Consider the following 24,035-nt stretch of genomic DNA (forward strand, 5'->3'; position numbering starts at 1 on the left):
TCCGTCTGCAGTAGAGACCCCATTCGTGATTCAAAATGTCGAGTTTCGCTTCGAAGGCGGCCGTTGCGGCGTCCTGCTCATTCATGGACTGACCGGCACCCCCACCGAGATGCGCCTGGTCGGCAAGGGTCTCAACCGTGCCGGTTTCAGCGTCTACGGCATGCAACTGGCCGGTCACTGCGGCGATGTGGACGATCTACTCGCCACCGGCTGGAAAGACTGGTACGCCAGCGTCGAAGCTGCTGCGGAGCGCTTCCGTCATGAGGTGGATCACCTGTTCGTGGCGGGCCTGTCGATGGGCGCTGTGCTGGCTTTGAAGCTTGCCGCCGATCATCCCGATTGGGTCCGCGGTGTCGGTGTCTACGGCGCTACGTTCCGCTACGACGGCTGGGCGATTCCGTGGTACGGCCGGTTCTCCTTCCTGCTGCCGCTGATCGGCCGCTTGGGCATCGGCAAGCACCGCATGGTCCACGAAAACGAACCCTATGGCCTGCGCGACGAACGTCTGCGTGCGCAGATCAGCGGGCTGATGCTCGGCGGCGATAGCGCTGCCGCTGGCCTGCCCGGCAACCCGTGGCCGTCGCTGGCACAGATGTATGACATGGCCGCCGTGGTACGCCGCGAGCTGCCGAAGGTGACAGCGCCGTGCTTCGTCGCACACGCCACCGAGGACGACGTGGCCAGCCTGGAAAACGCCTATCTGGTGACGCGATCGGTGTCCGGTCCGGTGGAGATGCTGCTGCTGGAAGACAGCTATCACATGATCACCGTCGATCGCGAGCGCCGCACGCTGATCAACGGCTCGGCAGAGTTTTTCTCCAAGATCGCCGCGAGCTGCACGCCAAGCGCGCGCGCCGTCGCCTGAAGCATCCGGGGACGCGCTGACATGTCGCCGCTTGTTGCCACGTTGTGGCTGGTCAACGTGACGCTCGATACCGGCGGCCAACTTGCCTTCAAGGCGGCTGCCAGCGACCCACGTGCCGGTGATGGCATGGCGCGCTGGCGTTACATGGCAAGCCGTCCATGGATCTGGCTGGGCATCCTGGCCTACGCCACGCACCTGTTGTCCTGGATTGCGTTTCTGTCGCTGGTGGATCTGTCAGAAGGCGTACTGCTGGCGTCGATCAACATCGCGGTCATCATGATTGCCGGCCGCCTGCTGTTCCGCGAAAAGCTGACGCCACTGCGCGTGGGCGGCATCTTGCTGGTGAGTGCCGGCGTGGCCATCGTGGGAATGAGCGGATGAAGACCTGGCGCTTTTACCTGGCCGGCTTCGCCTTGCTGCTGGCCTTCGACACCATAGTGCAGCTGAGCTTCAAGCTGACCGGCGAACATGCGTTTCCGCCCGAAGCGAACCTCGCCTGGGTCGCGCGCGTGTTTGGCCATCCCTGGATCTACATCGCACTGATCGGCTACGTCGGTAACTTTTTCACCTGGATGAGCCTGCTCAAGCACGCGCCCATCGGCCCCGCATTCGCCGCGTCGCACTTGGACGTGGTGACGGTGATGCTGGCGTCGGCATGGCTGTTCCACGAGGCATTGACGCCGATGCGCCTGCTCGGTGCCGGCGTGATCATGCTGGGTATCGTTTGTCTGGCATTCGCCGAGAAAGGCGCACCCTCGCAAAACGAAGCGCCCAGTGCGGCAGAAGGCGCCTTGGGCGCCGCAACGGGCGAATAAGACATTCACGAACTGCCGGGTTTAGCTATCTCGCGCGAATCTTTGGCTGACATCCCTGCGATGTTGACGCAACGAACGTTGTCCAGATTCGCGAAAGGCCCAGCAGGCACGATCGCTTCAGGAAATGGCGCTTTACGGTAATTTTGCCAAGACGCCTTATGGACAACCGATGAACTCTTCGTCACGCTTGCGCCTGGGGTAAACCGGGGAATCGAGGCATGAGTACGCAGCAGGAAATCTTCGAGATCATCAGCAAGCAGGCGAAGATCGATATCACCACCATCAAGCCCGAGTCCACACTCAAGGATCTCGGCGTGGCTTCGCTGGATGCTATCGAAGTGATCTTCGATATCGAAGAACACTTCAATATCAATCTGCCCAATGAAGATACGGATTTTGAAAGCGGCACGGTTGGTCATCTGGTCGAAGCGGTAGATCGCCAACTCGCGCAGAAATCCCCTCATAGCTGACGTTCATGCAACGTATCGTGATCACCGGCATGGGTGCCATTTGCGCACTCGGCCACAATGCCGCCGATACTTGGCGGGCCATGACGGAGGGCCGCAGCGGCATCGGCCCCATCCGGCGTGTCGACACGAACCAGTTGCGCAACGCCGCCGCTATCGCGGCGGAAATTTCTGATTTCGAACCGCGCGCCTTCATCGACGAAGCACGCCTGCCGTTTCTTGATCCGCTCAGCCAATACGCATTGGCGGCGGCTAACGAAGCGATCAGCCAATCCGGTCTGAGCTTCCGCAACGAGCGCGCCTCGCGCACCGCCGTCGTTGTAGGCGTGGGCGTGGCCGGCGAGGAAACGCGCGAAGGGCTTTACCAGAAGCTCTATGGCGACCAGTGCGGCCGTTTCCATCCGCTGGGCATCGTGCGCATCATGAGCAATGCACCGCCGAGCCAGATCAGCATGGCGCATGGCATTACCGGACCGACCTTCACCGTCGCCAGCGCCTGCGCTTCGTCCAACCACGCCATTGCCCAGGCTGCGCTGATGATGCGCGCCGGCCTGGTCGATGCGGCCATCGTGGGTGGCGCAGAAGCATGCATCACGCTCGGCCTGCTGCGCGCCTGGGAAGCCATGCGCGTGCTCGCACCTGATACCTGCCGCCCCTTCAGCATCAACCGGCGCGGGCTGGTATTGGGTGAAGGGGCTGCCATGTTCGTGCTGGAAACGCTCGAAAGCGCGCAAGCGCGCGGCGCCACCATTCTCGCGGAGCTGGCTGGTGTCGGCATGAGTGCCGATGCAGGTGACATCGCCGCGCCATCCGACGTCGGTGCGGCGGCAGCCATGCAAGCAGCGCTGAAGGATGCGGGCATGCAGCCGACCGAGATCGACTACATCAATGCGCATGGCACCGGCACTGCAGCCAACGACTGCACTGAAACCCGCGCCATCCACAAGGTATTCGGCGAACACGCGCGCAAGCTGGCCATTTCATCGACCAAGCCGATGCATGGCCATGCGCTAGGCGCAGGCGGGGCGTTGGAACTGATTGCCACCCTCGGGGCCTTGCGCCACGGCATCGTTCCGCCGACATTGAATTATCTGGGCCCCGATCCAGCTTGCGATCTGGATTACGTCCCGAACCAAGCGCGCGCCATGCCGGTGCGTGCCGCGCTTAGCAATTCGTTTGCTTTTGGCGGGCTCAACGCCGTGGTGGCCGTGCGCCAGGCGCCGTAGCAACGTAGCCCAACCTGCAAACGCAAGTCGCCGCGGAGCTTCGCTGCGGCAACCGCGATGTTTCGCACGCTCACAGCCGCGTGAACGCCCATGATTGCATGCGGCCATCCTTGTACGGCATCACGCCATGGAACGGCCGCGGATCGCCATCGAACACCAGTGGCAGGAAGTGACGGTCGCCCTCCCACATCGGCAGCTCCATGATTCGGTCGATGTCGACCCATTCCAGGGTGCCTTCCGGATTCTCGGTCAGCGGTTCGCCACTGAAGCTATCGATGACGAAGATGAAACCCAGCCAATCTTCGCCTCGCTTGCCGAAGCCGGGCCAGTTGAGCGTGCCGCGCAGATGCATCGATCCGCATTCGATGCCGGCTTCTTCGAGAATCTCGCGCTGCATGCATGCGGCGATATCTTCGCCAGGCTCCATCTTGCCGCCGAGCCCGTTGTACTTGCCCAGATGCTGGTCGTCGGGCCGCGCATTGCGATGGATCATCAGGACTCTGCGACGGTCCGGCGAAAGGACATAGCCAAGCGTGGCAACAATCGGGGTGTAAGGCATAAGGGCCATCCCAACGGCAAAGCTGAAGTTTAAGTCTTGGGCACGTGCTTTTCCTCTTGCATCCATCACGGTCGGGCGGCGACCATCATGGAATGCTCCCGACCACGCCTGCCAAGCGGTTGCGCCACAGCTTGATGCTCCGACTGCTTGCCCTGCTCGGGCTGCTGTCGCTGTTGGCCGGTTGCGATAGCCAACTACAGCCGATGGAAAGCCGCGACGTCCGGTTCCAGGGCCAGGACTTCACCGTGGTCAGCCTGGATCTGCACCGCGAATCGCTGAGCCTGCATTGGAAAAACCCCGATACCGGCCAGCCCTTTGGCGATATCCAGACGCTGCGCGAGTGGGGCGCCGCCAACAACAAGCGGCTGATGTTCGCGGCCAACGCAGGCATCTATGACCAATCGTTCTCGCCGCTTGGCCTGTACGTGGAAAACGGCAGGACGCTGGTACCGCTGAATCTGTTTCGCGGTAACCCGGCAGCAGGCAATTTCTCGATTCCGCCCAATGGCGTGTTTGCCGTCTACCCGGATGGCCACGCGGAAGTGCGCACAAGCACGCAATTCAAAGCCGACAACAAGCCCGTTGACTGGGCTAGCCAGTCCGGCCCGATGCTGGTGATCGACGGACAGATCAACACCCGCTTCGTGGATGATTCCAACAGCACCAAATGGCGCAGCGGCGTTTGCGCACACTCGCCGTATAAGGTTTTGTTCGTGGTCAGCGAGTCGCCCGTCAATTTCCACACCTTTGCATCGCTGTTCCGCGACAAACTCGGTTGCCGCGACGCGCTCTACCTGGACGGCACGATCTCGCAGTTCTACATCGACGGCACCGGTTATGCCGGCGCACCCACCTTCATGGTCAGGCCCTACGCGGGCATCTTTGCGGTGTTTGCCAACCAATGAAAACTCGCTTCCGCTGGCTTCGCGCATGCCTGCTGTTGATCGTACTGATCGTGATCGGTTGCCTTGCAGCCGGATGGTGGCTGCTGGCCGGCAGCCGCGCGCAACTCGATGGCAAGCAGTCACTGGCTGGCCTTGGACACCCGGTCACCATCAGCCGCGACACGCTCGGTACCGCTACCATCACGGGACAATCGCGCGACGACGTCACCTTTGCACTCGGCTATGTGCATGCGCAGGAGCGCTTCTTTCCGATGGACCTGATGCGGCGCGCCGCCGCGGGTGAATTATCCGAGCTGGTTGGCCCGGCCGCGCTGAAAACGGACATCAATCATCGCCGCCAGCGCCTGCGCGCCGTCGCCGAGGCTGCTTATGCCGCGTTGCCGCCGGATCAGAAGCATATGCTCGACATGTACCGCGATGGCGTCAACGCGGGTCTGACCCATTTGCGTGAAAAACCATGGGAATACCTGCTGTTGCGCACGCAACCGCAACCGTGGCGCTCGGAAGACACCATGCTGGTGATCGGCGCGATGTATCTGGATCTCAACGGCGATGGCCGCAATGAGCGTGAATTGCAGATCGCGCAAATGCATGCCGTGCTGCCGGACGCCATGGTGAATTTCCTGCTTTCGCCTGATCCGAATTGGGAAGCGCCGCTGAAAGGCATCGTATCGCCCTCGCCGGCACCTCCCAGCACAGACATCTACGATCTTCACCACCTTGCCGCGCCAGCATCCAACGCGAAAGTCGCTTTCGCCCTGGCATCACCAGCGGATGTTGCCTATCCCGGCAGCAACAGCTTCGCCGTGGCGGGCAATCTCGCCCATCCCACGGGCGCCGCGATCCTGGCCAACGACATGCACCTGGGATTGCGCGTGCCTGATATCTGGTTCCGTGCGCGCCTTCGCTATACCGATCCCACCGCACCCAACGGACAACGCGATGCCGTCGGCGTGACCTTGCCGGGTACGCCAGCGCTAGTCGTCGGATCGAATGGCCAGATCGCGTGGGGTTTCACCAACAGTTACGGCGACTGGTCAGACTGGGTTCGCGTAGTACGCGATCCGCACGATCCCAACCACTACAAAGTGCCGGAAGGCTGGGCCACGATCGAGAAGCACGACGAGGTCATCAACATCAAGGGCACACCACCGTATCATCTGGAAGTCGATGACACGCGCTGGGGACCGATCCTCGACAAAGACACGGATGGCACATCGCTCGCCCTCTCGTGGATCGGCAATCAACCGCACGGCTACAACCTTGCGATGATGCAACTGGAGCATGCCACCAATGTTTCTGCTGCCTTGGATCTGGCAACAACTTTGGGCATGCCACCGCAGAATTTCCTGGTGGCCGACAGTGCCGGGCATATAGGTTGGACGATCGCCACCAACAGCATCCCGCTGCGCAGCGGATTCGATCCGCAATCGCCCGCTGACTGGTCGCAACCGAATACCGGCTGGACCGGTTGGGCGCCGCCGTCACAATACCCGCGCATTGAGAATCCGGCTGATGGTCGCTTGTGGACCGCCAACAATCGCACCGTCGGCGGCGATGAACTGACGTTGCTAGGCAACAGCGGCCACGATCTGGGGGCACGTGCGCAGCAAATTCGTGATGATCTGCATGCCCGCGCCGATTTTGGTCCCGGCAATATGCTCGATATCCAGCTCGACGATCACGCCGTGTTCCTGACTCGCTGGCAGCAGTTGCTGCAGCAAACGTTGACCAACGTGGACGATCCCGCGCTCAACAACCTGCGCCAGCTCACTGCTAGTTGGCGCAACGAAGCTGCGCCCGATAGCGTGGATTACCGACTCGTTCACACCTTCCGCGAGGAAGTGCACAAGCTGGTTCTGGCACCCTTTGCGGCGCAAATCCAGCAGCACTTTCCCGATTTCGAATGGCCAGGCCCCGGCAATCAGGAAGCAGCGGTGTGGGCGATGATCCAGCAACAACCGGCCAATCTGCTTGATCCCGCTTATCACGATTGGCGTGCGTTGTTACTGCAAGCTGCGCGCAACGTCGCCGACACGCTCGGCAAACAACCGGGCGGACTGGCTGCTCGCACCTGGGGCGAAGTGAATCACGCAGGCATCAATCATCCACTTGCGCGCGCGCTGCCCGCCTTCCTTGGCCGCTTTCTCAATATGCCGGACGACGAACTGCCCGGCGATCACAACATGCCACGCGTCGCCGCGCCCGCTTTCGGCGCATCAGAACGTTTCGACGTGGCGCCAGGCCATGAGGACCAAGGCATTCTGGAAATGCCCGGCGGACAAAGCGACAACCCTTTATCACCGTTCTACGGTGCCGGTCACGAAGACTGGGTCAAAGGCCGCCCAACACCGCTGATGCCGGGCAGCGATCGCCACACCCTGCTGCTGGAGCCGGCATCGAGCTGATGCCGGCTCTACGAGGGCTACGCCAATAACATGCGCTCGCAAATGGCTTGGTACAAATCCGGCAACTGTTCCAGCTCGGCGACATCCACGCACTCATCGACCTTGTGGATGGTAGCGTTCACGGGCCCCAGTTCGACCACTTCTGCGCCGAGCGGTGCAATGAATCGTCCATCCGAGGTGCCGCCGCCGGTGCTCTGATCCGGCTCCGTGCCACAAAGATCACGGCACACGGACACCACTACTTCACGCAGCCGGCCACCTGCAGGCGTCAGGAATGACTCGCCTGAGAGGTTCCATTCCAGTGTGTAGTCCAAACCATGTTTGGTAAGAATCGCTTCAGTGCGCTCGCGCAATCCTGCCGCGGTGCTTGCGGTGCTGTAACGGAAATTGATCAAGGCCTTGAGCGAACCGGGAATCACGTTGTTCGCGCCCGTGCCGGCATTGAGATTGGAAACCTGGAATGACGTCGGCGGGAAATCGGCATTGCCGTTATCCCAGCGCTCTGCCGCCAATGTCGCCAGAGCCGGTGCAAAAGCGTGAATCGGATTGAGTGCCTTTTCCGGATACGCCACGTGCCCTTGCACACCACGCACGGTCAGTGTGGCCGAGAGGGAACCGCGCCGTCCCACACGGATCAGATCCCCGAGCTTTTCCTTTGCCGACGGTTCACCCACCACGCACCAGTCGATGCGCTCGCCGGTCTCACGAAAATAATCAGCAACACGACGCACGCCATCCAGATTGGTAGGGCCTTCTTCATCGCTGGTCAGTAGCAGACCAACGCGACCGGGATGATCCGGATGCTTCGCAGCGAAACGCTCAAGCGCGACCACCATCGCCGCCACCGAACCCTTCATATCGGCTGCGCCACGGCCATAAAGTCTCCCGTCGCGAACCGTCGGCTCGAATGGCGGACTTTGCCATTGCTCCTCCGGCCCGCTCGGGACAACGTCCGTATGCCCGAGGAAAACCAGCAAAGGCCCCTGCCCCGGCGTGTTATGCGCGCCGTGCGTCGCCCAGAGATTGTCCACCTCGCCATAGCACAGGTGCTCGATGCGAAATCCAACGCGCGCGAGGCGTTCGCCGATCAATGGCAGGCAGCCAGCGTCCTCCGGTGTTACCGAGCGACGACGAATCAGGTTACCGGCGAGATCAAAGACTTCAGACATGAGTGTGCACAGGTGTCAGGAATCAAAGCTAGGATCAACCAACGAGTTCATCATCACGCTGACCAAGATAGACCAACGCGATCAGTAGCACGACTACGAAGCGGAACGCACTGGACAAACCGTTCCATTGCGTGGACATCCACATACCAAACCATTCGCCGCCGATGGCCATGAAGCCGCCAAGCCATAGCAGCACGCCCAGGCTCAGGCCAAGCACAGCGACCCGCTTAGCGCGATGGAACATCGCCTCAGGCGCTCGTCGCGCACGCCAAAGGCGCCAAGTACCGGCCAGGCACAGCACGGCAGCCAGCATCTCAGTGGCAATAATGAGCATGTACGCAACATGCTGCAGCAGCGGCGAATGGATGGCGCGGTAATGAATATGCGCATCTGGAAAAATCGTATCCATGGCCAGCACATGCTGCACGAATGCCCAGTTACTGCCGTAATCGGTGAGGTTGCCGAAAGCAACCAGTGTCACCCATAGCGCAATCGTTGCCACGATGATGATCTTCGATAAGCGCACAGGCATGACGATAGGATTCCTCAACGTCCAAACAGCTTCTTGAATCCGTTGTCCGTGAAACCCACGCTGACAGCGCCATCAGGTTGCACCACGACCGGCCGGCGAATCAGCGCAGGATACTCCTTCAGCAGCAACGCCCACTCCGGATCGCTGGCCGGGTTCTTGCGCTGCGGCAGCAGATTGCGCCATGTGGTGCCCGCTTTGTTGACCAGCTTTTCCCAGCCACCCAATTGCCCTGCCCAGCTTTTGAGCGTTGCAGCGGGCACGGGATTCGCGCGGTAATCGACAAACTCATGCACCACTTCGAAACGCTTGAGCCAGTTGCGGGCTTTCTTGCAGGTGTCGCAGTTAGGAAGGCCATACAGCGTGGCGACTGTCATCGATACGATTCCGTTTTCAGTTGTTGTCGCTGCAACATGCGCAAGATAAAAAAGAACGCAGCCGCTGCAGCCAAGTGCTTGATGGTGTGCCCGCTAATGATGCCGCCTGTCCACCGAAATATCTGCCAGTCGAGTTTTTCGCAAACGAAGGCAACGGCGTAGGAGATCAAGGCAGGAAACAACAGGCGTCGCTCTGTCCACGGCGTTGGCAACATCGCCAGCGCGAGCAGGATGAGCAAGATAGCTCCGCCTTGCGCAATGAGGTACGGCAAAAGATTGCCGCTGAATTTCCAGTAGACCACGCTGCCGATGCCCAGCAGCGTAAGAACGATCAAGGGCAAATCCGAGCGCCAACGCAGGCGTTCTGCGTACGTCGCAGCGAGCAGCGGCATGAATACCACCGTCATCGGCAAACGGTCCCAGACCAGCCGATCATCGGACGGCGCCCAATGGTAGTAACCGGAACCGAACGCCGTGAAGATCAAGCCAACGAACATCAGGCCATAAGCATGACGCGACGCCGATTCCATCGCTTCAATGGCGGGCTTTCGCATGGAAAACAAGCCAGCCAGTCCCGCCACGAGAAACATGACATTCGACGCGACATCGCCATAGTTGGGAATGCCAAGCCATCCGCGCTTATCCGCAAAGTCGTGATAACCCTGCGGCTGCGCGAAGGGCGGGCATACGCATGCGACGATCAACAGCACCACGGCCAACCCGAACAGTGCATAAGCTCGACCTCGCACGGGATTGGCGATGGCTGTCATACGTCCTCGCTTATTCGGCGCTGCGGAGCAGCTCGTTGATACCGGTCTTGCTGCGTGTCTTTTCGTCCACCTGTTTGACAATCACGGCGGCATAAAGGCTGTGACTGCCATCTTTCGCAGGCAGACTACCAGCAACGACCACACTGCCCGCAGGAATGCGCCCGTAGGTCGTCTCGCCCGTGGCGCGGTTATAGATGCGCGTGGATTGGCCGAGGAACACACCCATGCCGATCACGCTTCCACGCTCCACCACGACGCCTTCCACCACTTCGGAACGCGCGCCGATGAAGCAGTTGTCCTCGATGATGGTGGGATTGGCCTGCAGCGGCTCCAGCACGCCGCCGATACCTACGCCGCCGGAGAGATGCACACCAGCGCCAATCTGTGCGCAAGAGCCCACGGTTGCCCAGGTATCCACCATCGTGCCCGCACCCACATAGGCGCCGATGTTGACGTAGCTCGGCATCAGCACGGCGTCCTTCGCCACGTGCGCACCACGGCGCACCAGCGCACCCGGCACCACGCGCGCACCAAGATTCTCCAGTTCCACATCATTGCCGTGCGCAAAACGCAGCGGCACTTTGTCAAAAGCTAGCGCCGGACCACCATCCACTACGCGATTGCCGTTGATGCGGAAGTAGAGCAGTACGGCTTTCTTCAGCCATTGATTCACGACCCAGCCGCCTTTGCCATCTGGCGCGGCAACACGCTGCTCGCCGGATTCCAGCAGATCGATCACCTGACTCAGGGCCGGACGCAGATGGGTTTCGATTTCACTCTGGGTGAGGTCGTTGCGGCGCTCGAAGGCGTCGTTGATCAGGCTCTCGATGGACTGCATGGGGAAAGACTCGTGGTTCGGACCGAAAGGCAAAGATTACATCCATGCGCCTCGCGAGGATGTATAGGGCTGTCGAAAACGCTCAAATCAGTGCAAGTACGATAGGTACCACGAAACCGGCCAGCAGCAAGACGGTAATCAGCCCTGGTTTGCGCGTATAGCGGTAAGCCATATAGATGCCGAGCAGCGTCGAGATAAACAGGCCCAGCGCGACGAGCGCCGAGAAAATCTTCAACGGCAGCGGATTCTTGGCCTCTGCCCGTGGCATGTCCATGTTTGCAGGCATCGGCGGCGCGGGATTGGCAGCGGGCGCGGAGACCGCCACCTCGGGTGCATGATTGCCAGCATCCACGGGGCGTTTGCGCACGGCGGTGGTTTGTTTCTTGTGCAACTGGGCCATCGTCACCAGCCAGGCGGGCGGCTTGTAATCGCTGCCGCGGGTAGTTTCGTGCAGGCTGAATACCTGCAACCCTCCGGTGAGTGCAAAGAACAACAGTGCCGGGGCGATGAAAACGCCAAGATACAGATGGATCTGGCGGGCAATCTTGAGAATCTTGTGAGACACAGACATGGACACGCAGCCTTCTTGGCAAAATCAGCCAAACGGTTGAAAGAAAATGACGATGACAGGCCGCTGACGCAGCCCCGCGGGAAATCATCCCAGGCTGTCAGGATGCTCTGATCCGTTCTGCGTGGATGCCACCGGTTCTATCGGTTCGCACCATCGGCGAAGGCAGACTGGCTGTCTGTCGAGGCGATGGGCCAAAGGCTACGGATAGATAGAACCGGTGGCACCTGCGCAGAACGGATCAGAGCACCCTTACGCACAGCCCGTGCCGGTGACAGGGCTATGCGGACAAGCTCTGTGGTCCGATCCGCTCGGTCAAAGCCTGCCACAGACGACGTTGCTGTGTCTCGCTCAAAGGGGCGTTCTTGCGATCGGTGAGCTGGAAGAAATCCTCCACCCGCTCGCCGAAAGTGGCAATGCGTGCATCGTGCACACGCACCTCGCAGGCCATCATCACCTGCGTCACGGCAGCCAGCAGGCCGGGACGGTCACTGCAGACCAATGCCATCTGGGTACGGCCGTCCGATTGCTTGAAGTCGATGCGCGGTGTCATCTGAAAATGCTTCAGGTGCCGCGACATGCTGCGCCGGGACGGCATGATCGGTGCCGATTGCGCCAGTGCGCGCTGCAGGCGCTGATGCAGCTCCTCCGCGCGCTCCTGCGTGGCGGGCTTCTGGGTTTCCGCTTCCAGCAACAGGAAGGTATCCATCGCCTTGCCATCGGGTGAATTGAGCACGCGCGCCTCCATCACCGAAAAGTGCAGGCGATCGAGCATGGCGGTGACGTTCGCAAACAAACCGTCGCGATCCGGCGCATAAACAAACAGCTCGGTGCTCCCGCGTACCGACAGAGGATTCACCGCGATCAGCGGCAACTTGCCCTCTCCTTGCAAGATCGCTGTGGTCTGCCAGGCAATCTGCTCTGGGCGGTGGCGCAGGAAGCTCACCATCGGGAAGGTATCCCAGATCCGCACTACCGCTTCGGCAGGCTTGCCATCTGCCACCAGCAACGCCAGCGCCTGTTCGCGACAGCTTTGTGCGCGCACGGCAGCGCCGGCCGAAGGCTTGGCGTCGCGTCGCAAGGCGTAGCGTGTGGCGGTATAGAGATCTGCCAGCAAACGGTCTTTCCAAGCGTTCCACAAACGTGGACTGGTGCCGATGATGTCGGCGATGGTCAACAGGTAAAGCTGTCCAAGGCGCTCGCGGCCGCCGACAGCTTCAGCAAATCGATGCACGACATCCGGATCGGTAATGTCCTGGCGCTGTGCTGTGGTACTCATCAACAAGTGCCAGCGCACCAGCCAGGCGACGCGTTCGATATCTTCTTCTGCCAAGCCAACTTTGTTGCCGAATGCCCGCGCATCTTCCTCGCCCAGCACGGAGTGATCGCCACCACGCCCTTTGGCAATGTCATGAAACAGCGCTGCCAACAACAGCACTTCCGGCTTGGGCAGCGTCGTCCACACTTCGCAAGCGAGCGGAAATTCAGCCTGCGTAACAGGATCGGCAAAACGCGCAACATTGCGCAGTACGCGCAAGGTGTGTTCGTCCACGGTATAGACATGAAACAAGTCGTATTGCATGCGCCCGAACACTTTGCCAAACGCAGGAAGAATCGCCGCCAGCAAACCGTGGCGATTCATACGCCACAGCGCATCCACTGCCGGTGCGCCACGACGCAGCAAACGCAGGAAGGACGCGAGCACCTGCGGATCATCCGCCAGCCTGCCATCCAGGGCTGCGGTTGCCTGATGGATGCGGCGCATGGTGTCGGCGGTGAAGCCGATCACGCCCTTTTCGTCCAGGCGCGCGATGAAGATATCCACCAGCGCGGAGGGGCGGCGGGCGAAGAGATCCGGATCGCGCACCGCCATGCGCGCACCGTAGCGAATGAAATCCGCGCCAACCGGCTGAACGGCGCTCGGCGGTTCGAGCATTTCCTCGAAGCGTTCGGCTATCTGGATACCAAGGCGTTCCACCTGGCTCGCCGCACGGTAATAGCCCTGCATAAATTGTTCGACGCCGAGATTTTTCTCATGCTCGTCTTCGAAACCCAGCCTCGCTGCGATCGCGCGCTGATAATCGAATAGCAGCCGTTCTTCCGGCCTGCCCGCTTCCAGATGCAAGGCGAAACGGTAGCGACGCAGTGTGGCTTCCGCCTGCAGCAGGGTGTCGCATTCGGCCGGATCGAGCAGGCCTTCGGTCACCATGTCAGGAAAATCACTGGCGTGCGCCAGACGCTTGCCGAGCCAGCGCAGCGAATCGAGCGTGCGTAGTCCGCCAGGACCGTCCTTCAAATTGGGTTCGAGGTTGTAGGCGGTGTCGTCGTAGCGAGCATGTCGCGCGTCTCGTTCGGCCAGGCGCGCAAGCAAATAGTCGTGCGGGGGCCACATGTCGGGAGCATCGACAATCGCGCGCAGTCTTGCATCGAGTGCGGCATCGCCCGCAAGACGGCGCGCATCGAGCAAACTGGTGAAGACACTCGCTTCGGCTGCCGCCAGTGTCCGGCACTGCGCGGAATCGCGCACCGCGTGGCCGACTTTCAATCCGATATCCCACAAGGTGGCAAAACATTGCTCGAGCGCGCGCAAGCGCGCCGCATCTGGCTGCTCGACCAGTGCCAGCAGATCGATATCGGAATACGGAAACAGCAGGCCGCGTCCGAAACCGCCGATCGCAAACAGTGCCGCGTCCGCGACATCGCCAAGGCAGGCGGTCCAGACGTGCGCCACGATGCGCGTGGCCGAATCACTGCGCCGCCGGGCCAGTTCGCTGGCGTCGGCGCCATCACGAAACGCTACTGCAATGGCCCGATCCAGGTCCCCCAGCAATTGCCGCAGTGCACGCCGCGCTTCACTCGAAACACCCGAGCGAGGAACAGCGACCGGCAAACGGGGTAGCGGAGGAAGCGTGACAGTAGATGCAGTCATGAGCAGGACAACACGCGCGCAAGGGTCAACGATACAAGCCTACTCATATCGCCAGCCAAAGAGCGCAAGCCAATCCGAAATTTTGCAATCCGCCGAAATTCGCGGCATACGGGCGAGATAGATCCCACGCCCGCAACCTCTCATCAAGCATCCGGCCAGGGCGTGAGGATCTCGAAACCGTCGTCGGTCACCGCAATGGTGTGCTCCCACTGTGCGGAGAGCGAGTGATCTTTGGTCACGACGGTCCAGCCATCCGGCAACTGTTTGGTGTGCGGCTTGCCGGCATTGACCATCGGCTCGACCGTGAAAGTCATGCCCTTCTGCAGTACCACGCCCGTGCCAGGCTTGCCGTAATGCAGTACCTGCGGCTCATCGTGATAGACCTTGCCGATGCCGTGTCCGCAGTATTCGCGCACGATCGAAAAACCCGCCGCCTCCGCGTGCTTCTGGATGGCGTGTCCCACATCGCCCAGGGTTGCGCCCGGGCGCACCGACTGGATGCCGCGCATCATCGCCTCGTGGGTGGTGTCCACCAGGCGCTTGGCCAGCACGCCGGGCGTGCCCACGTAGTACATGCGGCTGGTATCGCCGTGCCAGCCATCTTTGATGACGGTCACGTCGAGATTGATGATGTCGCCATCCTTCAGGACCTTGCCCGGGCTGGGAATGCCGTGGCAGATCACATGGTTGACCGAGGTGCACAGAGTCTTGGGGAAGCCGTGGTAGCCCACATTGGCCGGGATCGCCTTCTGCACATTCACAATGTGCTCGTAGGCCAGCCGATCCAGGTCCTCGGTGGTCACACCGGGTTTGACGTGCTCCTTGAGCATGGCCAGCACTTCGGCCGCCAACTGGCCGGCGACACGCATGCCTTCAAGGTCTTCAGCGGATTTGAGGGTAATTGCCATAATCACAATCGTCATATGGCGGCAAAGTCGTCAAAAACCAGTAACTTGCCGCGAAGCGGTGGTCCCGGTTATACTTTCCGGGTTTTGCAGACCGCTCCTGGCCATTTTGATGGCCCGCACGGCGCAAAGCGAACCCGGATTGTAACCGCGCTGCGGTACAACCCCAACTAACGCCACACACATATCGGCACCGTCTTCGGGGTGCCGCGCTGACCCATTTAAGCCATGGGCGTCGCGGTCGAAGCCGGGGATATGTGGAGGTCCCAACCCCTGGGCCACTCAAAAAAGGCCCACTGCAGGAGTAATACCATGGCTCAAGTCACCATGCGTCAGATGCTGGAAGCTGGCGTGCATTTCGGTCACCAGACCCGCTACTGGAACCCGAAGATGGCCCCGTACATCTTTGGCGCGCGCGGCAAGATCCACATCATCAACCTCGAAAAGACGCTGCCGCTGTTCACCGACGCGATGAACTTCCTGTCGGCGATCGCCCAGAAGCGCGGCACCGTGCTGTTCGTCGGCACCAAGCGCTCCGCCCGTGAGGCCCTGGCTGAAGAAGCCGGCCGCGCCGGCATGCCCTTCGTCACCGCCCGTTGGCTCGGCGGCATGCTGACCAACTTCCGCACCGTCAAGCAGTCCGTTGGCCGCCTGAAGGAGCTGGAAGCCGCCGAAACCGACGGTAGCTTCGACAAGCTGGTCAAGCACGAAGTGCTGGCCCGTCGCCGCGAGCGCGCCAAGCTGGAAAACTCGCTGGGCGGCATCAAGAACATGAATCGTCTGCCCGACGCCCTGTTCGTGGTCGATATCGGCCATGAAAACATCGCCGTGCAGGAAGCCAAGAAGCTCGGCATCCCGGTGATCGCCGTGGTCGACACCAACTACAACCCGGAACTGGTGGATTACGCCATCCCGGGCAACGACGACGCCATCCGCGCGATCCAGCTGTACGCCCGCGCCGCCGCCGACTCGATCCTCGAAGGCAAGGCTGCCGCTCCGGCCGCTGCCCAGGGTGATGCCAACGAATTCGTCGAACTGGACGAAGAAGGCAACCCGGTCGCCAAGGAAGATGATCGCCGCGCCGCCGCCCCGCGCCGCAATGCGCCGGCCAAGAAGGGCGGCCCGCGTGGCGGTGATCGCGACGACCGTCGCGGTGGCCGTGGCGGCCGTGGCGGCCGCGCGCAGGACACCACAGGTGCCGGCGACGCCGACTAAGTCTGTCCGCTGTCGTGGCGGTATCGCCGCCACGACACATCCAAGATTCCCGAGGAACTTTCAATGGCTGATATTTCCGCCCAACTGGTCAAGGAACTCCGCGAGCGCTCCGGCGCTGGCATGATGGAGTGCAAGAAGGCGCTGGTCGAAAACAATGGCGACATCGAAGTCGCCATGGAATGGCTGCGTAAATCGGGCCTGGCCAAGGCCGACAAGAAGGCTGGCCGCGTAGCCGCCGAAGGCCGCATCTTCTCCGCCCAGGGCAACGGCGGCGCCGTGCTGGTCGAAGTGAACAGCGAAACCGATTTCGTGGCAAAGAACCCTGATTTCGTGACCTTCGGCAACAACGTCGCCGACGTGGCGCTGAAGTCCGGCGCACAGGACGTCGATGCACTGAAGGCTGCCGCCTACCCAGCCGGCGGTACGATCGAAGAGGCCACCAAGGGCCTGGTCGCCACCATCGGTGAGAACATCCAGGTTCGCCGCATGGCGCGCGCCTCTCATGATGGCGTGATCGCCAGCTACATCCACGGCGGCCGTATCGGCGTGCTGGTGGCCCTCAAGGGCGGCTCGGAAGACCTGGCCAAGGGCATCGCCATGCACGTGGCAGCCATGAACCCGGCCTATGTGCGCGCCGAAGACGTCCCGGCCGAATTCCTGGCCAAGGAAAAGGACATCGCGTTGAGCCAGATGTCCGAGAAGGAAAAGGCCAAGCCGGCCGAAATCCTGGAAAAGATCGTTGGCGGCAAGGTCAGCAAAATCATTTCCGAAGTCACCCTGCTGGGCCAGCCTTACGTGCTGGACACCAACGTCACCGTTGGCGACGCCCTGAAGAAGGAAGGCGCCGATGTAATTTCTGTGGCTCGCCTGGCTGTGGGCGAAGGCATCGAGAAGGTGCAAGAAGACTATCTGGCTGAAGTGCAGAAGGCGATGCAGGGCTGACGCCTCAGCACAACGAAAACAAAAAAGCCGCGAGAAATCGCGGTTTTTTTGTTTTATACCGAGCCCCTTCCCGGCACACGGAGCGCGCATGGGTCATTGGCGCGGCTGCAGCAAATCCCACTTGTTGCCATACAGATCCTCAAACACCGCCACGGTCGCATAAGCCTCCTCGCGCGGCGATTCCAGAAAACGTACGCCCCGCGAACGCATCGCTTCATAACGCGCATAGAAATCGTCAACGCGCAGAAAGAGGAACACTCGCCCCCCAGCCTGCTCGCCTACGCTGGCATCCTGCTCAGCATTGCTTGCCTGGGCGAGCAGCAGCCTCGTTTCCCGCGCCCCTGGTGGCGAAACCAGCACCCAGCGCTTGCCGCCGCCCAGTGGCGTATCTTCGATCAATTCAAAGTCGAGGCAGCCGGTATAGAACGCGATTGCCTCGTCATAGTCGCGCACCAGCAGTGCAATGGCGGCGATAGCGTGTTGCATGAAGCGGACTCCCATCGGTAACTACGGTGTGAAGCATAAATCTGTGACGCGCTGACGTCTGCGGTAGGGTCCGCTACAATGCGCGCGTTTTGCACATCACAATCCGGAGCCTTCATGAGCGACCAGCTAAAGTACCGACGCATCCTGCTCAAGCTCTCCGGCGAGGCATTGATGGGGGATGCCGACTACGGCATCGACCCCAAAGTGATCGGCCGCCTGGCCGACGAAATCATTGAAATCCAGCGTATCGGCATTCAGATCGGCGTAGTGATCGGCGGCGGCAACATCTTCCGCGGCGCGGGCTTGGCGGCAGCCGGCATGGACCGCGTCACCGGCGATCATATGGGCATGCTGGCCACGGTCATGAACGCACTGGCCATGCAGGACGCCGTCGAGAAGCGCGGTGGCTTCGCACGCGTGATGAGCGCCATCCAGATCCACGACGTGGCCGAGGACTTCATCCGCCGCCGGGCCATCCGGCACATCGAGAAGGGTCGTATCGCGCTGTTCGCGGCCGGTACCGGCAACCCCTTCTTCACCACCGATTCTGCCGCCGCGCTGCGTGCGGTCGAGCTCGGAGCGGACCTCTTGCTCAAAGCCACCAAGGTCGATGGCGTGTACAGCGCCGATCCAGCCAAGGTCCACGATGCCGAGCGTTTCGAGCAGCTCAGCTACGACCAGGTGATCGAACGCAAGCTCGCCGTGATGGACACTGCCGCCATCGCGCTGTGCCGCGACCACCGCATGCCCTTGCGCATCTACGACATGACCGTTCCCGGCAACCTGATGCGCATCATGCGTGGCGAACCGATCGGCACCTTGGTCGACGCCAGCTAAACCCAATAAAAAGGGCTGGCAGCGAGGGAGCACCCTGCCCTTCGCTACCTAACCCTGTCTTTTTTGCCCCCTGCTATAATGACCGGCTTGCACGCCAACGGGTGATTACCTCATGCTCAACGACATCAAGAACGATGCCCAGACCCGCATGGGCAAGAGCATCGATGCCCTCAAGCACGACTTGTCCCGCCTGCGCACCGGCCGCGCCAGCACCACGCTGGTCGACCATATCAAGGTGCCCTATTACGGCTCGGATACCGCGCTGAACCAGGTCGCATCGGTTTCGCTCGCTGACGGCCGCTCCATCGTCATCACGCCTTTCGAAAAGAACATGGTCGCTCCGATCGAAAAGGCCCTGCTGGCTTCGGACATCGGTATCACGCCGACCACGGCCGGCACGGTGATTCGCCTGAACATGCCGCCGCTTACCGAAGAGCGCCGCCGCGAACTGGCCAAGCACGTGTCACACGAAGGCGAAAACGCCAAGATCGCGATCCGCAATGTGCGCCGTGACGCCTTGCAGCACGTCAAAGATCTGCTGAAAGAAAAGCAGATCACCGAAGACGAAGAGCGCAAGGCCGACGAAGAGATCCAGAAGCTCACCGACCGCTTCGTCAAAGAAGTCGACACCGTGGCGAAAGCCAAAGAAGAAGAACTGATGGCGATGTAATTCATCGCCATCGTGAGGCGTGCCGCATGAACGCCGCTTCCAGCCTATGGAAACGCATTTTCGCGGCACCACGATTCCACGCTCTCGATCGGGGAGAGGGCAACGGGTGACAGGCCATAGCAAGCTACCGCGAAGTCCTGAAAGGCGACGGATAAATACCATGCCTGCATGCCGTTCAGGCATCTGTCCGGGACGGCTTTCCACCCTGAAGAGGCCATGCAGCGATCAAACATGGCCATTCTCTGACGAACACGTTTTCCGCACCGGCTCCAGCGAGGCAAGCAGCGCCGTTAACGCTACGCTCCATCCATGACCACGACCCCGCAAACCTACATACCTCGGCATATCGGCATCGTGATGGATGGCAATGGCCGCTGGGCGAAAGCGCGCCACCGTCCGCGCAGCTTCGGTCATAACGCCGGCCGCAAAGCGGTGCGCGAAGTGGTGGAAGGCTGCCTGCGCCAGGGTGTGGAGGCGCTGACGTTGTTTGCCTTCTCCAGCGAGAACTGGAAACGGCCGGAAGAAGAAGTGGGGGCGCTGCTGGATCTATTCGTGCGCGCGCTCGACAAAGAAGTCGATGAGCTGGACCAAAACGGTGTGCGCCTGCGCTTCATCGGAGATCTGGACGCTTTCGACAAACCTTTGCAGCAACGCATGCTTGCAGCCATGAAGCGTACGGCCGGCAACGTGAAGCTGCAGATGAACATCGCGGTCAACTATGGCGGCCGCTGGGATGTCGTGCAGGCAGCACGCAAGCTCGCCACCGCGGTGGCGCGCGGTGACATGCAGGTGGATGCTATCGACGAAGCCGAGTTCGACCGCTGGACCAGCCTGGGCGAACTGCCGCCGCTGGATCTTTTCATTCGCACCGGCGGTGATCGCCGCGTCAGCAATTTCCTGTTGTGGCAGCTGGCCTATGCGGAGCTGTATTTCACCGATACGCTGTGGCCCGATTTCAATCAGATCTCGTTGCAGCACGCCATCAATGACTTTGCCCGCCGTGAACGCCGCTTTGGCCGAACCGGTGATCAGGTCGCCCAGGCCTGATCACTAAGGAGTCGTCATGCTGCGACAGCGCGTCCTTACCGCCCTGCTCCTCGCCCCGCTAGTCATCCTGCTGATCCTGTTGCTGCCAACAGACATCTTCGCTTGGCTGCTGGCAGGCGCTTTTCTGGCGGCCACGTGGGAATGGACGCGCCTGTCCGGCATGAAAAGCCGCCGCAACCGGGGTGTGGTGTTGGGCGCGGCCGTCGTGCTGTTCGTCGTGCTGTGGCTGCTGCGGGCTTCGACATGGTTGTGGCCGGCGCTGATGGTTGCTGGCGTGGCGTGGTGGCTGACGGTCTGTGTGTGGCTGCGCCATTTCGCCTTCGCCGCAGCGCCGACGCCGGAAAACCGCAACCTGAAACTGTTCGCCGGACTGTTCGTTATTTTTCCTGCCTGGGTTGCCGCACTGAGCATTCATGGCAGCGAGCCGCACGGCCATATCTGGGTGTTCCTGGCGATGCTGCTGGTCTGGGCTGCCGATACCGGCGCCTTTTTCGCCGGGCGTTTCTTCGGCAAGCGCAAGCTGGCTCCGCAGATCAGCCCCGGCAAGACCTGGGCTGGCGTCTATGGCGCCTTCGTCACCAGCTCCGTGGCGATCGCTGCCGGCGGGTGGCTGCTGGGGGTGCGTGACGCACGGCTGATCGGACTGATCATCGTGACGGTCGTGACCGTGGCCAGCTCGATCGTCGGCGATCTGCTGGAAAGCCTGATGAAGCGCCACGCCAACGTGAAAGATTCCGGCGCGCTGTTTCCAGGTCATGGCGGGCTGCTCGATCGTCTCGACAGCGTCTTCGCCGCCCTGCCGGTCTTTGCCCTCGGCAAGCTGCTGCTGGGCTTCTGAGTAGCACTCCGTGATTCGCCAGGTTGCAGTCCTTGATGCAACCGGCGCGATCGGCCAGAGCGCGCTCGACTTCATCCGGCTTCATCCAGACCGCTACCGTGCCAGCGTGCTGAGCAGCCATAGGCATGTCAGCGCACTGGTACAACAGTGCACGTTGCACCAGCCAGGCCTCGCGATTATCGAGGACGCAGCGCTGGAAGCCGAACTGGCGCGCCGATTGGCAAGTGCGGGGGTGCGATGCGATATCGCCAGCGGGCCTCACGCGCTGATTCATGCCGCCGCCTCAGCACTATGCAATATCGCCGTGATCGCGATCTCCGGCTGGACCGGGATCGAAGCCGCCCTCGCGGCAGCGCGGACTGGCAAGCACGTGCTACTGGGTAACCTCGAAACTGCCGCCATGGCCGGCTTGTTGCTGCGTCAGGCAGCGGCCGAAAGCGGCGGCAGGCTGATCCCACTGGATCCGGTGTTGCAAGCCGCCTCGCGGTGCCTGAGCCAAACCCCGGCGCAGCATGAAGTGCGGCGCTTGACTCTCGCCGACGCGGGCGGCCCATTCAGGGGGCTGGGCCGCGCGGCCCTGATGACGGTTACGCCGGAGCAAACCTGTAAGTCCGCAGAGTTTGAATGGACGCGCCGTGACGCCGTGAACGCGGCAAGCCAGATGCGAAACGGCCAGCAAGTCATCGCGGCCCATGCCCTGTTCGACATAACACCCGACCAGATCGAAACCCGGCTTCACCCCTGGGGGCAGCCTCATACTGAAGTCGAGTTTGCCGATGGCTCCCTGCAAGCCCGGCGAGGGCATTCAGAGGGGCACGCCATCTTTTCCTGGGCATTGGCGTGGCCAGAGTCCGCCGATGCAGAGGATCGCCTCCAGCCGCCTGCCAAAGCCGCTGTACCGCCGCCCTTGGAGAAACCGGATCTCGCCACCTTCCGCTGCCTGTCGCTCGCCTACGAGGCGCTGCGGGCGGGTGGTGACGCGCCCGTCATCCTGAATGCCGCTAACGCGGTCGCCGTGGAGGCCTTTCTGGCGGGCACCCTGCCTTTTCTGTCGATTGCCGATCTGATCGAGCAGGTTTTGACGGAACTGCCGCCCCAGTCCGTGGTCGATATCCAAACCCTGCGCGAACATCACCGGACCGCCCGTGAGGCTGCCCGACAGGTACTTCGCAACGCTTGCTGATAAGCTTTGAGTTCCCTAGAGACGTACCTGACTTGATGAATCCCTTTTTCGGCTCGGTGTTCTGGTTGCTGGTCACGCTTGGCGTGCTAGTGACCTTTCACGAATTCGGACACTATTGGGTCGCCCGCCGTTGCGGCGTGAAGGTGCTGCGCTTCTCGGTCGGTTTCGGCCGCGCCATCTGGAAACGCATCGGCCGCGACGGCACCGAATATCAGATCGCAGCAATCCCGCTGGGCGGCTACGTCAAGATGCTCGATGCCCGCGAGGGCGATGTCGATCCCGCCCTGCGTGATCAAGAGTTCACAGCGCAGCCGATCTGGAAGCGCATTGCCATCGTTGCCGCCGGTCCCGGCTTCAACATCATCTTTACCATTGCTGCGTTCTGGCTGATGTTCGTGTTGGGGCGCGCCGATTACGCCCCCATTGTGTCAGCCGCGCCGCAAAGTCTCGCAGCCCAGGCAGGTATTCAGCCGGGCGATCGCCTGCTTACCGTCGGCGGTGAGCCGGTGATGACGTGGAGCGGTTCGGCCGATCTGATCGCCAACGCACTCTTGAGCCGCACACCGCTACCGATCACGGTTCGCGGTAGCGATGGTACGCAGCGCTCAATCGTCCTGCCGCTCAATCGCCTGCCAGCAGGCGAAGACATCGGCCAATACTTCGACAAGCTCGGCATCGAGCCGGCGCCGGCGCCCGCCATCGTAGCGACGGTGGCACCCGGTTACCCGGCAGCCACCGCGGGTATGCAGGCCGGTGATCACGTACTAAGCGTCGACGGGATTGCCGTAAAAAACTTCGACGACCTCAGCAAGCAGATCGTCGCCAATGCGGCGAAGTCGCCGACGCTGTCCCTGGACGTCTTGCGCAACGGCAAGCCGATGCACTTCGCGGTCACCGCACGCATGGATGCTTCCGGTAGCGGCGCCCCGCATTGGGTCATCGGCGTAGCGCAGCAGCCGCTTGAAACCGCGATCCAGCACTATGGCCCGCTCAAAGCACTGACCGAATCGCTCAGCCTCACCTGGCAGCGCACCACCGATACCTTCGGTATGGTCGGCAAGATGCTGTCGGGCGAAGCCTCGACCAAGAACATTTCCGGGATAGTCGGCATCGCCCAGGCAGCCAACATGTCGGCCCACGCCGGGCTGGACCGGTTCCTGGAATTCCTCGGTCTGGTGTCGCTCAGCCTGGCGATCATCAACCTGCTGCCCATACCAATCTTGGACGGCGGGCACCTACTGTATTACCTTATCGAGCTGATCAAAGGCAGCCCGGTCAGCGAACGGACCATGATCGCGGGCCAGTACGTGGGTCTCGCTCTGTTGGTCACGCTGACGGTGTTGACGTTCTACAACGACATCCATCGCATCATCCTGCCCTCGTGAGACGGATGCGCGCCGCTGACAACCTCCGGTTGAACGCTGGCCGCGGCCTCCTTATCGCGTGGCAACCCATCCGCACCGCGCGGCGTCCGGAGTCAACGCTCC

Annotated in this window: 25 protein-coding genes; 15 read left to right on the forward strand and 10 right to left on the reverse strand. The window is 61.5% G+C overall.

Translation table 11 applies throughout. The features are described from left to right. Positions 1-25 precede the first annotated feature (25 nt). The 5 genes from ISN74_RS14025 (at position 26) to ISN74_RS14045 (ending at position 3,373) form a co-directional block, all read left to right on the forward strand. A complete protein-coding gene (locus tag ISN74_RS14025) occupies positions 26-865 on the forward strand; it encodes an alpha/beta hydrolase (protein WP_188799823.1) in 840 nt (279 codons plus the stop codon). 21 nt (positions 866-886) lie between these two features. Further along, positions 887-1,246, forward strand: coding sequence for an EamA family transporter (locus ISN74_RS14030; protein WP_188799824.1), 360 nt, complete (start codon positions 887-889; stop codon positions 1,244-1,246). Continuing rightward, a complete protein-coding gene (locus ISN74_RS14035; protein ID WP_188799825.1) occupies positions 1,243-1,680 on the forward strand; it encodes a DMT family transporter in 438 nt (145 codons plus the stop codon). The genes ISN74_RS14030 and ISN74_RS14035 overlap by 4 nt, the downstream gene beginning before the upstream one ends. 218 nt (positions 1,681-1,898) lie before the next feature. Next, complete coding sequence (locus tag ISN74_RS14040) at positions 1,899-2,150, forward strand: acyl carrier protein (protein WP_188799826.1); 252 nt, start codon at positions 1,899-1,901, stop codon at positions 2,148-2,150. Positions 2,151-2,155: 5 nt separating this feature from the next. After that, on the forward strand, positions 2,156-3,373 hold the full coding sequence (locus tag ISN74_RS14045; protein WP_188799827.1) for a beta-ketoacyl-[acyl-carrier-protein] synthase family protein: 1,218 nt from the start codon (positions 2,156-2,158) through the stop codon (positions 3,371-3,373). Between the two features lie 70 nt (positions 3,374-3,443). Here the strand turns inward: ISN74_RS14045 and ISN74_RS14050 are convergent, their stop codons facing one another. Next, positions 3,444-3,932 carry an NUDIX hydrolase gene (locus ISN74_RS14050; protein WP_188799828.1) on the reverse strand — a complete coding sequence of 163 codons (489 nt, stop codon included), beginning with the start codon at positions 3,930-3,932 and terminating at the stop codon, positions 3,444-3,446. Positions 3,933-4,024: 92 nt separating this feature from the next. On the opposite strand from ISN74_RS14050, the gene ISN74_RS14055 reads away from it, so the two are divergent. Together ISN74_RS14055 and ISN74_RS14060 are read left to right on the forward strand one after the other, a co-directional pair. After that, positions 4,025-4,837 (forward strand): phosphodiester glycosidase family protein, encoded by an 813-nt coding sequence (locus ISN74_RS14055; RefSeq protein WP_188799829.1) that lies wholly within the window; start codon positions 4,025-4,027, stop codon positions 4,835-4,837. Next, the gene (locus ISN74_RS14060; RefSeq protein WP_188799830.1) at positions 4,834-7,245 is read left to right on the forward strand and encodes a penicillin acylase family protein; all 2,412 of its coding nucleotides are present in this window, start codon (positions 4,834-4,836) and stop codon (positions 7,243-7,245) included. The genes ISN74_RS14055 and ISN74_RS14060 overlap by 4 nt, the downstream gene beginning before the upstream one ends. A gap of 17 nt (positions 7,246-7,262) precedes the next feature. Here ISN74_RS14060 and dapE read toward each other — a convergent pair whose 3' ends face one another. The 8 genes from dapE to map all read right to left on the reverse strand — a co-directional run bounded on the left by dapE (position 7,263) and on the right by map (position 15,333). Continuing rightward, positions 7,263-8,414, reverse strand: a complete 1,152-nt coding sequence (gene dapE / locus ISN74_RS14065) for a succinyl-diaminopimelate desuccinylase (protein ID WP_188799831.1) — start codon at positions 8,412-8,414, stop codon at positions 7,263-7,265. Positions 8,415-8,448: 34 nt separating this feature from the next. Beyond that, positions 8,449-8,946 (reverse strand): DUF2165 family protein, encoded by a 498-nt coding sequence (locus ISN74_RS14070; RefSeq protein ID WP_188799832.1) that lies wholly within the window; start codon positions 8,944-8,946, stop codon positions 8,449-8,451. 14 nt (positions 8,947-8,960) lie between these two features. Next, a complete protein-coding gene (locus tag ISN74_RS14075; protein ID WP_188799833.1) occupies positions 8,961-9,320 on the reverse strand; it encodes a Spx/MgsR family RNA polymerase-binding regulatory protein in 360 nt (119 codons plus the stop codon). Then, on the reverse strand, positions 9,317-10,090 hold the full coding sequence (locus ISN74_RS14080) for an alkaline phytoceramidase (RefSeq protein ID WP_188799834.1): 774 nt from the start codon (positions 10,088-10,090) through the stop codon (positions 9,317-9,319). The genes ISN74_RS14075 and ISN74_RS14080 overlap by 4 nt, the downstream gene beginning before the upstream one ends. A gap of 10 nt (positions 10,091-10,100) precedes the next feature. Continuing rightward, positions 10,101-10,928: a 2,3,4,5-tetrahydropyridine-2,6-dicarboxylate N-succinyltransferase gene (dapD, locus tag ISN74_RS14085; protein WP_188799835.1), complete on the reverse strand. Its 828-nt coding sequence runs from the start codon at positions 10,926-10,928 to the stop codon at positions 10,101-10,103. An 82-nt stretch (positions 10,929-11,010) separates the two neighbouring features. After that, positions 11,011-11,499 (reverse strand): PepSY domain-containing protein, encoded by a 489-nt coding sequence (locus ISN74_RS14090; RefSeq protein ID WP_188799836.1) that lies wholly within the window; start codon positions 11,497-11,499, stop codon positions 11,011-11,013. 277 nt (positions 11,500-11,776) lie between these two features. Then, entirely contained in the window at positions 11,777-14,425 is a 2,649-nt protein-coding gene (glnD, locus tag ISN74_RS14095; RefSeq protein ID WP_188799837.1) for a [protein-PII] uridylyltransferase, read from the reverse strand. 143 nt (positions 14,426-14,568) lie between these two features. Then, positions 14,569-15,333 (reverse strand): type I methionyl aminopeptidase, encoded by a 765-nt coding sequence (gene map / locus ISN74_RS14100; RefSeq protein WP_188799838.1) that lies wholly within the window; start codon positions 15,331-15,333, stop codon positions 14,569-14,571. Between the two features lie 309 nt (positions 15,334-15,642). Between map and rpsB the strand changes: the two genes are divergently transcribed. Together rpsB and tsf are read left to right on the forward strand one after the other, a co-directional pair. Then, entirely contained in the window at positions 15,643-16,545 is a 903-nt protein-coding gene (gene rpsB, locus ISN74_RS14105; RefSeq protein WP_188799839.1) for a 30S ribosomal protein S2, read from the forward strand. Between the two features lie 63 nt (positions 16,546-16,608). Continuing rightward, on the forward strand, positions 16,609-17,487 hold the full coding sequence (gene tsf / locus ISN74_RS14110; protein WP_188799840.1) for a translation elongation factor Ts: 879 nt from the start codon (positions 16,609-16,611) through the stop codon (positions 17,485-17,487). A 93-nt stretch (positions 17,488-17,580) separates the two neighbouring features. On the opposite strand, the gene ISN74_RS14115 is transcribed toward tsf, so the two are convergent. Then, positions 17,581-17,973: a VOC family protein gene (locus tag ISN74_RS14115; protein ID WP_188799841.1), complete on the reverse strand. Its 393-nt coding sequence runs from the start codon at positions 17,971-17,973 to the stop codon at positions 17,581-17,583. Positions 17,974-18,087: 114 nt separating this feature from the next. Here ISN74_RS14115 and pyrH point away from each other — a divergent pair, with 114 nt between their 5' ends. The 6 genes from pyrH (at position 18,088) to rseP (ending at position 23,933) form a co-directional block, all read left to right on the forward strand. Next, positions 18,088-18,810, forward strand: a complete 723-nt coding sequence (gene pyrH / locus ISN74_RS14120) for a UMP kinase (protein ID WP_188799842.1) — start codon at positions 18,088-18,090, stop codon at positions 18,808-18,810. A 112-nt stretch (positions 18,811-18,922) separates the two neighbouring features. After that, on the forward strand, positions 18,923-19,480 hold the full coding sequence (frr, locus tag ISN74_RS14125; RefSeq protein ID WP_188799843.1) for a ribosome recycling factor: 558 nt from the start codon (positions 18,923-18,925) through the stop codon (positions 19,478-19,480). Positions 19,481-19,789: 309 nt separating this feature from the next. Next, positions 19,790-20,527, forward strand: a complete 738-nt coding sequence (gene uppS, locus ISN74_RS14130; protein ID WP_188799844.1) for a polyprenyl diphosphate synthase — start codon at positions 19,790-19,792, stop codon at positions 20,525-20,527. 16 nt (positions 20,528-20,543) lie between these two features. Next, positions 20,544-21,365 (forward strand): phosphatidate cytidylyltransferase, encoded by an 822-nt coding sequence (locus tag ISN74_RS14135; RefSeq protein ID WP_188799845.1) that lies wholly within the window; start codon positions 20,544-20,546, stop codon positions 21,363-21,365. Between the two features lie 10 nt (positions 21,366-21,375). Then, on the forward strand, positions 21,376-22,548 hold the full coding sequence (locus ISN74_RS14140; protein WP_308420766.1) for a 1-deoxy-D-xylulose-5-phosphate reductoisomerase: 1,173 nt from the start codon (positions 21,376-21,378) through the stop codon (positions 22,546-22,548). Between the two features lie 35 nt (positions 22,549-22,583). Then, positions 22,584-23,933 (forward strand): RIP metalloprotease RseP, encoded by a 1,350-nt coding sequence (rseP, locus tag ISN74_RS14145; protein ID WP_188799846.1) that lies wholly within the window; start codon positions 22,584-22,586, stop codon positions 23,931-23,933. Positions 23,934-24,035 lie beyond the last annotated feature (102 nt).

Origin of the sequence: Dyella caseinilytica (genome assembly GCF_016865235.1) — a bacterium.
In the GTDB taxonomy this organism is placed as follows: domain Bacteria; phylum Pseudomonadota; class Gammaproteobacteria; order Xanthomonadales; family Rhodanobacteraceae; genus Dyella_B; species Dyella_B caseinilytica.

What these genes read in the sequence shown, in the direction of transcription:
- ISN74_RS14030 (WP_188799824.1), top strand. Translation starts at nt 887, where the DNA reads ATGTCGCCGCTTGTTGCCACGTTGTGGCTGGTCAACGTGACGCTCGAT.
- ISN74_RS14035 (WP_188799825.1), top strand. Translation starts at nt 1,243, where the DNA reads ATGAAGACCTGGCGCTTTTACCTGGCCGGCTTCGCCTTGCTGCTGGCC.
- ISN74_RS14040 (WP_188799826.1), top strand. Translation starts at nt 1,899, where the DNA reads ATGAGTACGCAGCAGGAAATCTTCGAGATCATCAGCAAGCAGGCGAAG.
- ISN74_RS14045 (WP_188799827.1), top strand. Translation starts at nt 2,156, where the DNA reads ATGCAACGTATCGTGATCACCGGCATGGGTGCCATTTGCGCACTCGGC.
- ISN74_RS14050 (WP_188799828.1), bottom strand. Translation starts at nt 3,932, where the DNA reads ATGCCTTACACCCCGATTGTTGCCACGCTTGGCTATGTCCTTTCGCCG.
- ISN74_RS14055 (WP_188799829.1), top strand. Translation starts at nt 4,025, where the DNA reads ATGCTCCCGACCACGCCTGCCAAGCGGTTGCGCCACAGCTTGATGCTC.
- ISN74_RS14060 (WP_188799830.1), top strand. Translation starts at nt 4,834, where the DNA reads ATGAAAACTCGCTTCCGCTGGCTTCGCGCATGCCTGCTGTTGATCGTA.
- dapE (WP_188799831.1), bottom strand. Translation starts at nt 8,414, where the DNA reads ATGTCTGAAGTCTTTGATCTCGCCGGTAACCTGATTCGTCGTCGCTCG.
- ISN74_RS14070 (WP_188799832.1), bottom strand. Translation starts at nt 8,946, where the DNA reads ATGCCTGTGCGCTTATCGAAGATCATCATCGTGGCAACGATTGCGCTA.
- ISN74_RS14075 (WP_188799833.1), bottom strand. Translation starts at nt 9,320, where the DNA reads ATGACAGTCGCCACGCTGTATGGCCTTCCTAACTGCGACACCTGCAAG.
- ISN74_RS14080 (WP_188799834.1), bottom strand. Translation starts at nt 10,090, where the DNA reads ATGACAGCCATCGCCAATCCCGTGCGAGGTCGAGCTTATGCACTGTTC.
- dapD (WP_188799835.1), bottom strand. Translation starts at nt 10,928, where the DNA reads ATGCAGTCCATCGAGAGCCTGATCAACGACGCCTTCGAGCGCCGCAAC.
- ISN74_RS14090 (WP_188799836.1), bottom strand. Translation starts at nt 11,499, where the DNA reads ATGTCTGTGTCTCACAAGATTCTCAAGATTGCCCGCCAGATCCATCTG.
- glnD (WP_188799837.1), bottom strand. Translation starts at nt 14,425, where the DNA reads ATGACTGCATCTACTGTCACGCTTCCTCCGCTACCCCGTTTGCCGGTC.
- map (WP_188799838.1), bottom strand. Translation starts at nt 15,333, where the DNA reads ATGGCAATTACCCTCAAATCCGCTGAAGACCTTGAAGGCATGCGTGTC.
- rpsB (WP_188799839.1), top strand. Translation starts at nt 15,643, where the DNA reads ATGGCTCAAGTCACCATGCGTCAGATGCTGGAAGCTGGCGTGCATTTC.
- tsf (WP_188799840.1), top strand. Translation starts at nt 16,609, where the DNA reads ATGGCTGATATTTCCGCCCAACTGGTCAAGGAACTCCGCGAGCGCTCC.
- ISN74_RS14115 (WP_188799841.1), bottom strand. Translation starts at nt 17,973, where the DNA reads ATGCAACACGCTATCGCCGCCATTGCACTGCTGGTGCGCGACTATGAC.
- pyrH (WP_188799842.1), top strand. Translation starts at nt 18,088, where the DNA reads ATGAGCGACCAGCTAAAGTACCGACGCATCCTGCTCAAGCTCTCCGGC.
- frr (WP_188799843.1), top strand. Translation starts at nt 18,923, where the DNA reads ATGCTCAACGACATCAAGAACGATGCCCAGACCCGCATGGGCAAGAGC.
- uppS (WP_188799844.1), top strand. Translation starts at nt 19,790, where the DNA reads ATGACCACGACCCCGCAAACCTACATACCTCGGCATATCGGCATCGTG.
- ISN74_RS14135 (WP_188799845.1), top strand. Translation starts at nt 20,544, where the DNA reads ATGCTGCGACAGCGCGTCCTTACCGCCCTGCTCCTCGCCCCGCTAGTC.
- rseP (WP_188799846.1), top strand. Translation starts at nt 22,584, where the DNA reads ATGAATCCCTTTTTCGGCTCGGTGTTCTGGTTGCTGGTCACGCTTGGC.